Source organism: Roseburia sp. AF25-13LB (assembly GCF_003478915.1).
GTDB classification, from domain to species: domain Bacteria; phylum Bacillota; class Clostridia; order Lachnospirales; family Lachnospiraceae; genus Roseburia_C; species Roseburia_C amylophila.
Genome location: NZ_QUFO01000013.1, coordinates 1 through 11674, shown reverse-complemented (window position 1 = coordinate 11674; position 11674 = coordinate 1). Strand labels below are relative to the sequence as shown.

9 protein-coding genes are annotated in these 11674 nt (G+C 40.4%); all 9 read left to right on the top strand.

Annotated features, from left to right (window positions below; all coding sequences use genetic code 11):
• Window positions 1–101 precede the first annotated feature (101 nt).
• The 9 genes from DWY37_RS14130 to DWY37_RS14090 all read left to right on the top strand — a co-directional run bounded on the left by DWY37_RS14130 (window position 102) and on the right by DWY37_RS14090 (window position 11619).
• Window positions 102–1127 carry a branched-chain amino acid aminotransferase gene (locus DWY37_RS14130; RefSeq protein ID WP_117699083.1) on the top strand — a complete coding sequence of 342 codons (1026 nt, stop codon included), beginning with the start codon at window positions 102–104 and terminating at the stop codon, window positions 1125–1127.
• A gap of 647 nt (window positions 1128–1774) precedes the next feature.
• Complete coding sequence (gene ileS, locus DWY37_RS14125) at window positions 1775–4933, top strand: isoleucine--tRNA ligase (RefSeq protein WP_118541645.1); 3159 nt, start codon at window positions 1775–1777, stop codon at window positions 4931–4933.
• An 88-nt stretch (window positions 4934–5021) separates the two neighbouring features.
• Entirely contained in the window at window positions 5022–7496 is a 2475-nt protein-coding gene (locus DWY37_RS14120) for a glycogen/starch/alpha-glucan phosphorylase (RefSeq protein ID WP_118541663.1), read from the top strand.
• 371 nt (window positions 7497–7867) lie between these two features.
• On the top strand, window positions 7868–8743 hold the full coding sequence (locus tag DWY37_RS14115; RefSeq protein ID WP_118541643.1) for an Rpn family recombination-promoting nuclease/putative transposase: 876 nt from the start codon (window positions 7868–7870) through the stop codon (window positions 8741–8743).
• A gap of 30 nt (window positions 8744–8773) precedes the next feature.
• Window positions 8774–9295 carry a hypothetical protein gene (locus DWY37_RS14110; RefSeq protein ID WP_117699080.1) on the top strand — a complete coding sequence of 174 codons (522 nt, stop codon included), beginning with the start codon at window positions 8774–8776 and terminating at the stop codon, window positions 9293–9295.
• 27 nt (window positions 9296–9322) lie between these two features.
• Window positions 9323–9871: a histidine phosphatase family protein gene (locus DWY37_RS14105; protein ID WP_117699079.1), complete on the top strand. Its 549-nt coding sequence runs from the start codon at window positions 9323–9325 to the stop codon at window positions 9869–9871.
• Between the two features lie 35 nt (window positions 9872–9906).
• Window positions 9907–10551: a YczE/YyaS/YitT family protein gene (locus DWY37_RS14100; RefSeq protein WP_330417625.1), complete on the top strand. Its 645-nt coding sequence runs from the start codon at window positions 9907–9909 to the stop codon at window positions 10549–10551.
• A 170-nt stretch (window positions 10552–10721) separates the two neighbouring features.
• Complete coding sequence (locus DWY37_RS14095; RefSeq protein ID WP_022243417.1) at window positions 10722–11075, top strand: hypothetical protein; 354 nt, start codon at window positions 10722–10724, stop codon at window positions 11073–11075.
• Between the two features lie 166 nt (window positions 11076–11241).
• A complete protein-coding gene (locus DWY37_RS14090; RefSeq protein WP_118057280.1) occupies window positions 11242–11619 on the top strand; it encodes a hypothetical protein in 378 nt (125 codons plus the stop codon).
• The last annotated feature ends 55 nt before the right edge of the window (window positions 11620–11674 follow it).

Here is an 11674-nt window from a genome sequence, read left to right as displayed (position 1 = left end):
AGCTTTTATAGGACTAAAATAATGAAAAAACATAGAACAATAGAAAGCTATAACACCAGGTTATAACATCTATTTGCGACAAATGAATGGAGGATGTTATTATGGAAAAGAAGGACTTAGACTGGTCTAATCTTGGATTCGGTTATGTAAAGACCGATAAGAGATATGTATCAAATTTCAAAAACGGAGCATGGGATGAGGGAGCTTTAACCGATGATGCAGATATTGTATTGAATGAATGCGCAGGTGTATTCCAGTATGCACAGACCGTATTTGAAGGATTGAAAGCATATACAACAGAGGATGGACATATCGTTACTTTCCGACCTGACTTAAATGCAAGCCGTCTTGCAGATTCAGCACGCAGACTGGAAATGCCGGTATTCCCGGAAGAGCGTTTTGTAGATGCAGTACAGAAGGTAGTAGAAGCAAATGCAGCATATGTTCCACCATATGGTTCCGGTGCAACACTTTACATCAGACCATACATGATGGGAACAAATCCTGTAATCGGTGTAAAACCAGCGGATGAATATCAGTTCCGTATGTTCTGTACACCGGTAGGACCATATTTCAAGGGTGGCGCAAAGCCAATTACCATCCGTGTCAGTGACTATGACCGTGCAGCACCTTGCGGAACCGGTAATATCAAAGCTGGTCTGAACTACGCAATGAGTCTTCACGCAATCGTAACTGCACATGCAGACGGATTTGATGAGAATATGTACTTAGATCCTAAGACAAGAACCAAGGTAGAAGAGACAGGTGGAGCAAACTTCATTTTTGTTACCAAGGATAATAAACTGGTTACACCGAAGTCAGATTCTATTCTGCCATCCATTACACGCCGTTCACTGGTATATGTTGCAGAACATTATCTTGGAATGGAAGTAGAACACAGAGAAGTATACTTTGATGAAGTAAAAGACTTTGCAGAGGCAGGACTTTGCGGAACAGCAGCAGTTATTTCCCCAATCGGAAAGATTGTTGACCATGGTAAAGAAATCTTAATCCCAAGTGGAATGGAAGAAATGGGACCTGTAACCAAGAAACTTTATGATACTCTGACCGGAATCCAGATGGGACGTATCGAAGCTCCGGAAGGATGGATTAAGAGAATCCTGTAAGAGACATATTGTAAATGAAACATAAGAAACACGCATTGCGGGTTTCCTACATAAACGGGAGGCGGTATCCGGAAGGATGCCGCCTCGTTTTGTGTTGCTCAGTATTTGTAAGAAGCTGCCAGAAATCTGTAAGAAGCTCCCGGTGGCAGCATCTGTAGATATAGAAAATTTGAAAATAGGAATTGACATTTAAAAATACAGGTTCTATACTTATTAAGAATATGAAAAGACGATGACGAAGAGAGTAGTTTTCCATGGAAAGTCAAAGAGAGCCGGGGCAGGTGGAAACCGGCATGAGTAAATGGAAAATGAAAATCACTTCCAAGTTGCAGTTCGAACAGGCAAAGCTGCGTTAGTAGAAACTGACGGATTTCCCCCGTTATGGGAACGTATATGCGAAGCAGAAAGCTTCAAGTATGTTGTAACAAGGTGGTTAGAAACGACAGGCGCGCGTCCTTATTACAGGACGGCGCCTTTTTTACTTTACAGGAAATTGCTTTCCAGTAAAGTAAAAAACGCTCCGCGAGGATGCACACTGCGGCGTATAAGGTAGATGTCGCAAGCGACCGCCGCAGGCGCGAGAATGTGCCAAGGCACATTCTTTTTTACGCGGCTAGCGAGAAACTGAAATTTTAAGGAGGACTAACATGTACGAAAAAGTTTCCCCAAATCTGAATTTTGTGGACAGAGAAAAGCAGACTGTAGAATTCTGGAAAGAAAATGACATTTTTAAGAAAAGTATGGAGAACCGGAAAGAAGGCGAGACCTATACTTTCTATGATGGACCGCCAACTGCAAATGGTAAGCCACATATCGGTCACGTATTAACCCGTGTTATCAAGGATATGATTCCAAGATACCAGACCATGAAGGGCAAATATGTCCCACGTAAAGCCGGATGGGATACCCATGGACTTCCGGTAGAGCTGGAAGTAGAAAAGCTTTTAGGATTAAACGGAAAAGAGCAGATTGAAGAATATGGTATGGAGCCATTCATCAAGAAATGTAAAGAATCCGTATGGAAATACAAAGGAATGTGGGAAGATTTTTCAGGAACCGTTGGATTCTGGGCTGATATGGATAACCCATATGTAACCTATGATGATAATTTCATTGAATCTGAGTGGTGGGCTCTTAAGAAAATCTGGGATAAGAAGCTGTTATACAAAGGTTTCAAGATTGTTCCTTACTGCCCGAGATGTGGAACTCCGCTTTCTTCTCAGGAAGTAGCACAGGGATATAAGACGGTAAAAGAACGTTCCGCAATCGTAAGATTCAAAGTAATCGGAGAAGATGCATATTTCCTGGCATGGACCACAACTCCATGGACACTACCATCTAACGTTGCACTTTGTGTAAACCCGGACGAGACTTACTGTAAAGTAAAAGCTGCTGACGGATATACTTATTATATGGCAGAAGCACTGTTAGATAAGGTACTTGGCAAATTTGCGGATGAAGAAAATGGCGTAAAAGCATATGAAGTATTGGATACTTTCCCAGGAAAGTCCTTAGAGTACAAGGAATATGAGCCATTATTTGACTGCGCAAAGGAAATCTGTGAGAAACAGCATAAGAAAGGCTACTATGTAACCTGTGATACTTATGTAACCATGACAGATGGTACCGGTATCGTTCACATCGCACCTGCATTTGGTGAAGACGATGCCCAGGTTGGCCGTAGATATGACCTTCCATTTGTCCAGTTAGTAGACGGAAAAGGAGAACTTACCAAAGAGACTCCATATGCCGGTGTATTTGTAAAGAAAGCAGACCCAATGGTATTAAAAGACCTGGAAGAAAAAGGACTACTCTTTGATGCACCAAAATTTGAACATGAATATCCACACTGCTGGCGTTGTGATACTCCGCTGATTTACTATGCAAGAGAATCCTGGTTCATTAAGATGACCGCAGTAAAAGAGGATTTGATCCGCAATAACAATACCGTAAACTGGATTCCGGAATCTATCGGAAAAGGACGTTTCGGTGACTGGCTTGAAAATATTCAGGACTGGGGTATTTCCCGTAACCGTTACTGGGGAACTCCGCTTCCTGTATGGGAGTGCTCCTGTGGACATCAGGAGTGTATCGGAAGCCGTGCAGAATTAGCAGAGCGCAGTGGTAACCCGGATGATGCCAAAGTAGAATTACATCGTCCATACATTGATGCAGTAACCTTCAAGTGCCCGGATTGTGGCGGCGAAATGCATCGTGTACCGGAAGTAATTGACTGCTGGTTTGACTCAGGAGCAATGCCATTTGCACAGCATCATTATCCATTTGAAAATGAAGACCTCTTTAAACAGCAGTTCCCTGCACAGTTTATTTCCGAGGCAGTAGACCAGACCCGTGGATGGTTCTATTCCCTGATGGCAGAGTCTACCTTATTATTTAATAAAGCACCATATGAAAATGTTATCGTATTGGGACATGTACAGGATGAAAATGGACAGAAGATGAGTAAGTCCAAAGGAAATGCCGTTGACCCGTTTGATGCATTAGAGACTTACGGAGCAGATGCAATCCGCTGGTATTTCTACATTAATTCTGCACCATGGCTGCCAAACCGTTTCCATGGAAAGGCAGTACAGGAAGGACAACGTAAATTCCTTGGAACACTTTGGAATACTTATGCATTCTTCGTGTTGTATGCAAATATTGATGAATTTGATGCAACCAAATATACACTGGATTATGAGAAACTTTCCGTTATGGATAAATGGCTTCTCTCCAAACTCAATACACTGATTAAGACCGTAGATAATAATCTGGGTAATTATCGTATTCCGGAAGCTGCAAGAGCACTGGATGAATTTGTAGATGAGATGAGTAACTGGTATGTAAGACGTTGTCGTGAGCGTTTCTGGGCAAAGGGCATGGAGCAGGATAAAATCAATGCATATATGACTCTTTATACTGCACTGGTAACTGTATGCAAGGTAGCAGCGCCGATGATTCCTTTTATGACAGAAGAAATTTACCAGAACCTGGTATGCAGCATCGACAAGAGTGCGCCGGAAAGCATCCATCTTTGCGACTATCCGGTGGCAAACGAGAGCTGGATAGACAGTGAATTAGAGAAAAATATGGACGAAGTATTGAAAATCGTTGTTATGGGCCGTGCCTGCAGAAATACTGCAAACATCAAGAACCGTCAGCCGATTGGAAATATGTTTGTAAAAGCACCATTTGAATTATCCGAATACTTTACAGAGATTATCGAAGATGAGCTGAATGTAAAGAAAGTGACATTTACAGAGGATGTCAGTGCATATACTAGCTATACCTTCAAACCACAGCTTCGTACCGTTGGACCGAAATTCGGTAAATATTTAGGTCAGATTCAGAAAGCGCTTGCAGAATTAGACGGCAACAAGGCAATGGCTGAGCTTAAGAGCACAGGTGCACTGAAACTTGACAGTATAAGCGACGAAGTTGTATTATATGAAGAGGATTTACTTATCACCATGACACAGCAGGAAGGTTATATGACAGAGGGTGATAATGAAGTGACCGTAGTTCTTGATACGAACCTTACTCCGGAACTTTTAGAGGAAGGAATGGTAAGAGAATTAATCAGCAAAATCCAGACAATGCGTAAGGAAGCAGGATTTGAAGTAATGGATAAAATTACTGTTTCATATAAGGCAGAACAGAAGGTAAAAGACATCTTCGCAAAATATGGAGATGAAATTGCAAAAGAAGTTTTAGCTGAGAGCGTTGTGGCTGATACGGTGAACGGATATCAGAAAGAATGGAACATTAATGGTGAAACAGTTGTGCTTGGCGTGGAAAAAAAATAAGCAGAATAAAGATAGGGGAGCGGAGCCGACAGGGGTCTGCTCCCTTTTTGCACAAAAAACACCGGAATCGAAACAAAAGGAGAACATTATGAAAAGCAAAATGTTTGAAAAGGAAACCTTCAAAAAAGAGGTAGTTGAGAACGTAAAACACCTCTATCGTAAGACAATGGATGAAGCAAGCGAGCAGGAAATTTTTCAGGCAGTATCCTACGTTGTAAAAGATGTAATTATTGACCAGTGGCTTGCAACCCAGCAGGAATTTGATAAAGCAGATCCAAAGATTGTATACTATATGTCCATGGAGTTCTTAATGGGCCGTGCATTAGGCAATAACCTGATTAACTTAACGGTATACAATGAAGTGAAAGAAGCTTTAGAGGAAATGGGAATCAACTTAAATGCAGTAGAAGACCAGGAGCCGGATCCGGCACTTGGAAATGGTGGACTGGGAAGACTTGCGGCATGCTTTATGGAATCTTTAGCAACTCTGGGCTATCCGGCATACGGTTGTGGAATCCGTTACCATTATGGAATGTTCCGTCAGAAAATAGAGAATGGTTATCAGGTAGAAGAGCCGGATAACTGGTTACAGAATGGATATCCATTTGAATTAAAACGTCCGGAATACAATTTCGAAGTAAAATTTGGTGGATATGTACGTGCAGAGGCACAGTCAGATGGAAGAACCAGATTCGTACAGGAAGGCTATCAGTCTGTAAAAGCAATTCCATACGATATGCCAATCGTAGGATATAACAATAATGTGGTAAACACTTTGATGATCTGGGATGCAGAGCCAATGGAATGTTTCGAACTGGATTCCTTTGATAAAGGTGATTATCATCGTGCAATCGAACAGCAGAACTTAGCAAAGAACTTAGTAGAGGTTCTTTATCCGAATGATAACCATATCGCAGGAAAAGAGCTTCGTTTAAAACAGCAGTACTTCTTTGTATCTGCCAGCTTGCAGCGTGCTATTGCAAGATTTAAGAAGAATCATCCAGACATCCATATGCTTCCTGAAAAAGCAGTATTCCAGATGAATGATACCCATCCAACCGTAGCAGTTGCAGAGTTAATGCGTATCTTACTGGATGAAGAAGGCTTAGAGTGGGAGGATGCATGGAATATTACAACAAAATGCTGTGCATATACCAACCATACCATCATGGCAGAAGCATTAGAGAAATGGCCAATCGAGATTTTCTCAAGACTGCTTCCTAGAATTTACCAGATTGTAGAAGAAATTAACCGTCGTTTTGTACTGGAAATCCAGCAGAAATATCCTGGAGACAACCATAAGATTGAGAAGATGGCAATTGTATATGATGGTCAGGTTAAAATGGCTCATCTGGCAATCTGTGCAGGATATTCTGTAAATGGTGTAGCGGCACTTCATACAGAAATCCTTAAGAAACAGGAATTAAAAGATTTCTACGAGATGTTCCCGGAGAAATTTAATAATAAGACCAATGGTATTACACAGCGTCGTTTCTTAATGCATGGTGATCCATTGCTTGCAGACTGGGTAACCAAATATGTTGGAAAAGACTGGATTACAGACCTTTCCCGCATCAAGAGATTAGAATTCTATGCAGATGATGAAAAGGTTCAGCAGGAATTTTTAAATATCAAATATAAGAACAAGCTGCGCCTTGCTTCTTATATTGAAGAGCACAATGGTATTGAAGTAAATCCACGTTCTATCTTTGATGTACAGGTAAAACGTCTGCATGAGTACAAACGCCAGCTCTTAAATATTCTTCATGTAATGTATCTTTACAATGAATTAAAAGAGCATCCGGATATGGAATTTATTCCAAGAACTTTCATTTTCGGAGCAAAAGCAGCAGCAGGCTACCGCAATGCAAAACTTACCATCAAATTAATCAACTCTGTTGCAGATGTCATCAACAATGATAAGTCTATCAACGGAAAGATTAAGGTTGTATTTATCGAAGACTACAAGGTATCCAATGCAGAGATTATTTTTGCAGCAGCAGATGTCAGCGAGCAGATTTCTACCGCAAGTAAGGAAGCTTCCGGAACCGGTAATATGAAGTTCATGCTGAATGGAGCGCTTACCATCGGAACCATGGATGGTGCAAACGTTGAGATGGCAGAAGAAGTCGGCAAAGAAAACATGTTTATCTTCGGTATGAGCTCTGACGAAGTGATTGCTCATGAGCAGAAACGCGATTATGACCCAATGCAGATTTTCAACAATGATCAGAATGTCCGTAAAGTTCTGATGCAGTTAATCAACGGATTTTATTCACCAAATGATCCGGAATTGTTCCGTGACCTTTACAACTCACTGCTGAATACACAGTGCACACAGTACGCAGATACTTACTTTATTCTGGCAGACTTCCGTTCTTATGTGGAAGCACAGAAGAAGATTAATGCTGCATATGCAGATGAAAAAGAATGGGCTAGAAAAGCAATCTTAAATATTGCAGCTTCCGGCAAATTCTCATCTGACCGTACAATTCAGGAATATGTGGATGATATCTGGCACCTGAACAAAATCACTGTTACAGTAGATGACAAAGCAGAATAAAATTAAGAAATAAGAGCATAAGCATAAAAACAGAAAGAGGCAGCAGCCCGGCAGGGTTGTTGCCTCTTTCTGCTTTAAGACGTTAGGCATCCGTAAGAAACACCGGTGACAGATTCTGTGAGGTTTAAGCTACTGGGAAAAATTTACTTGTATTCAAAGAACTTATTTGTTACAATCAACACAAAGCATATATTCTGATTTTCGAATGGCGAAAGCCAGTCTAAATTTCTAGTATCAATTCAATGAATTCTATGCTTTTAAATTCTAATTACAATTAATAAACGCATAGTGCATTGAAGAGGCGGAAGTTTAGGAAAATATGAGATATATGCAATCCTGCTTTTCACTGCATTATGGGAAAAGGAGGAAAAATGAGAACTTTAGAAGAACTGAATCTGGTGGATGACTTTTTAGTAAACAGCTTAACCAGTCACAAAATTTATGGGGAACAGTCAGCGAGGTATATTTTGGAATGCATTCTGCATCGACAGATAGGAAAGCTTACGGTAGTGCCGCAGCGTTTCTTTTGCGGAGAGAATACAGAAACCCACGGAATCCGGCTGGATGTATATCTGGATGAAGAGAATGGTGAAATCTTTGATATAGAACCGGACCAGAATGATGGGAAGAACGAGATGGCAGCATTACCAAGAAGAGTCCGGTTTTATCATGCAAAAATTGATGCCGGAAATTTACCATCGGGCGAAACCTATGGAAGTCTTCGGAATGTTGTTGTTATTTTCATTACAACCTATGATCCCTTTGGACTGAATCGTATGGTGTATACAATCAAGAATTGTTGCATCGAGGTGCCGGAGTTAAAGTATGAAGATGGGGCGCAGACCATATTTTTGTATACAAGAGGAAGTGAAGGAAATCCACCGGATGAATTAAAACAGCTACTGCATTACATGGAGCATTCATCCGTAGAGAATGCTTCCACCGAGAAACTGAAAAAGTTACACCGGATGGTAACTGCAGTCAAGCGGGATGGAGAGGTAGGTCTTGCATATATGAAGAGCTTTGAGAGAGAAGAAAGAATTCGGAAACAGGGCGAAGAGGAAGGCAGAAAAGAAGGAAAAAAAGAAGGTCTGGAAGAGGGCGAAATAGTAGGAAAAACGAAGGAAGTTATAAAACTTGGACGCAGATTCGGAAAGTCAGAGGCGGAAATTATTTTATTGCTGCAGGAGGAACTGCATATAGATAAAGATAAGGCAACGGATTTTCTGGAAAAGTATGATAAGTAAGACGATTAGAAAGAATGTGAGAATTACAGCATGAGCAACAAATTGGCGAAGCATCAGAAACAAAAAGAACGATTAACCGGAAAGCAGAAGAAAGTTCTGTTCTGGAGTTGTTTTGCTGCTTTAAGCATAGCTTTTCTGGCGGTTTGGTTAAACGTATTTTTGACGTCGAATGCACTTCACAGGCAAATGGAAGAGATGGTACTAGGAGAAGATTATGATAGAGAAGATGTAGTGATAACGGATAAAAGGAGCGAAGATGCTTCGGCAGATAATGCCATATCTCAAAATTATTTCTTCTATTATCATGGTGGCAAAACGAATGAATATAATAAGCGGATGCAGGTGCCGGAAAGTGTATATACAGAATATGAGGTGGGAGATACCATAACTGCATATACTACAGATCATATAAAATATTCTTATAATAAAGCGGGCATTCTTCCAGATAAAAAATTTAGGAACAATGAATTAATGAAAGTAGCCGGAGTGGTGCTTGGGGCTGCAATAGGTTTCCTGAGTTTGTGGGGCTTATTAAACAGAAAGATAAGTTAAAAACTATGATTTTAGGAGAAATTCAAGATGTTATATATTATGCGGCATGGAAAAACAGAATGGAATGCATTACATAAAATACAGGGAAGAGCGGATATCCCATTGAATGAAGAAGGACGCCTGATGGCGGAAAAAGCATGGGAAGAGTATAAGGATTTGCACATAGATGTGTGTTATTGTTCTCCGTTGATAAGGGCTGTTGAGACAGCACAAATTGTGTTAAAAAACCGGGAAATTCCAATAATAAAAGATGAACGGCTGATGGAAATGAGTTTTGGTGATTATGAGGGAATCGAAAACAGCTTTGCTATTCCGGATTGCCCGATTAATATTTTGTTTCAAAAGCCGGGAGAATATCACGAATCGATAGGTGGAGCAGAAACCTGGGAGGAACTCTTTGCAAGAACCGGAGCATTTTTGAAGGAAGTGATAGACCCGCAGCTACAGGAAGGTAAGGATATCCTGATTGTGGGACATGGTGCGATGAATGCAAGCATTATCTGTCAGGTGAAAGGTATGCCGATTGAGGAGTTTTGGAGTGCGGGACTTGAACAGTGTAAAATTTTGGAAGTGTAAATTGGATAGATGTTGGAATATGATAAGTGAATGGAATGGAAAAACGGAATGACATGAGTAAATTGGAGTGGACAATAAAATTAATTATTATAGTGGCTGGTTCAGTCGTTGCGGCATATGGCATTACGCTGGCGCTGTATGCGGGATTTGGTGGTGCCACCCTTGCGGTATTATGGCAGGGAATTTCAAAAACATTTCATGTAAGCATCGGTATGGCATCCATGATAGTAGCCATAGTTATGATTGTATTTGCGTTTTTCTATGACAGGTCACAGATACATATCGGCACGATACTTTATCAGATTGTATATAGCCTTTGTGTAGATTTGTTTGCAAATGCACATGTGTACAGTACGCATATATGGGTAAATGCACTTATCATGTTATTAGGAATTGTGATTTTTGCCATAGGAACCGGATTTTATGCGGCAGCCTCCCTGGGGCGGGGTTCTTATGAGGCACTGACTTTTTCTCTTGCAGAGAAGAACAACTGGCAGGTAAAAATTGTACGAACGGTACTGGATGTCGTGATGGTTGTGACAGGTGTTATGCTGGGCGGAAAATTTGGCATACGCACCATAGTAACAATCCTCATTTCCGGACCGGTCATCCAGTTTACTGCGGCAAAAACGAAAAAGTTAATTTGTGTTGCTTGTGGCAACGACCGTTCTGATATCTAATAGAGGTATCAAAACAAAGGAGGCACATAGGACTGTCCCACTGTGCATCTTATAATTCAAGAATAACTCCTTTGCCGGCATATGGAGAATGCGAAGAATAAGAAACAGACAGAGTCGGAGAGGGCAGAAGCAGAGAGAGTGGAAGCAGAGGCTGAATTGGAGGAATAGACATGGCAGCTACAATTATTTATTTGGTAATTTCATTATTGGTTTCACTTATTTTTATCATACTTGGAATTATGCAGTATAGGTCTGAAAAACCAGTATCAATAAATACAGGAGAGAAACCACTTCGTAAAGATGAACTGACAAATGTTACGGAATGGAACCATAGACATGGCAGAAATTTTATTATTTTGGGTTGTGTGCTATTTATTACACAAGCTGTTTTTGGATATTTTATTAAAAAGCTGGATGGCGTTGTGGTTCAGGTGGTTATTTATATGATAGTTCTATTTTCTGAAATCGCATGGGTTGAGTTTGAACATAATATGATGAAAAAGAAAATGATAAAAAAGCATTGAAATAACAACTTATAATTTGCAAAAAAAATGAAGGTTCCTGAGGGGCTTTACCACGATAACCGGGAATTGACCGAGCTCTTTGAGTGAGGGATACTTCTTGTCCGAAGGGCAAGAAGGTGGAACTGAGAAGAATTAAAACAATCGGAAGTTATAAAGGAGAAACACTATGGGATTATTTGGTAAAAGCAAAAAAGAGCGAGAAAAAGAGTATATGAACAGATTAGATGTTCCATTATGTTTAAAAGAAGACTTTGAATTGATTATTGATGATGTATTTACAATTATGGGGGTTGGAACAGTTGCCACAGGAAACATATCAGCAGGAATGTGTAGAGAAGGAGAAAATGCGTGTGTTTATAAAACAAATGGAGGTGTATTAGAGACTATAATTACTACCATCGATATACATACAAAAGAACGAAAATCAAATGGTTGTGGATATAAAACAGAGCATGTTGGACTTGGGTTAAGAGGAGTTTCTAAGGAACAATTAGAAAAAGGAGATAGAGTGATTGTAAAGAATGCCAATATGTATGGAATGTAATTACAAATTCCAGTTGTGCGCCCAGCTAAGGGTGTGTAGTCAAGCCGGTGGAATT

Excerpts from the sequence above, each read along its gene's own strand:
- DWY37_RS14120 (WP_118541663.1), top strand. The coding sequence starts at position 5,022 with ATGAAAAGCAAAATGTTTGAAAAGGAAACCTTCAAAAAAGAGGTAGTT.
- DWY37_RS14095 (WP_022243417.1), top strand. The coding sequence starts at position 10,722 with ATGGCAGCTACAATTATTTATTTGGTAATTTCATTATTGGTTTCACTT.
- DWY37_RS14130 (WP_117699083.1), top strand. The coding sequence starts at position 102 with ATGGAAAAGAAGGACTTAGACTGGTCTAATCTTGGATTCGGTTATGTA.
- DWY37_RS14110 (WP_117699080.1), top strand. The coding sequence starts at position 8,774 with ATGAGCAACAAATTGGCGAAGCATCAGAAACAAAAAGAACGATTAACC.
- DWY37_RS14090 (WP_118057280.1), top strand. The coding sequence starts at position 11,242 with ATGGGATTATTTGGTAAAAGCAAAAAAGAGCGAGAAAAAGAGTATATG.
- ileS (WP_118541645.1), top strand. The coding sequence starts at position 1,775 with ATGTACGAAAAAGTTTCCCCAAATCTGAATTTTGTGGACAGAGAAAAG.
- DWY37_RS14100 (WP_330417625.1), top strand. The coding sequence starts at position 9,907 with ATGGAAAAACGGAATGACATGAGTAAATTGGAGTGGACAATAAAATTA.
- DWY37_RS14115 (WP_118541643.1), top strand. The coding sequence starts at position 7,868 with ATGAGAACTTTAGAAGAACTGAATCTGGTGGATGACTTTTTAGTAAAC.
- DWY37_RS14105 (WP_117699079.1), top strand. The coding sequence starts at position 9,323 with ATGTTATATATTATGCGGCATGGAAAAACAGAATGGAATGCATTACAT.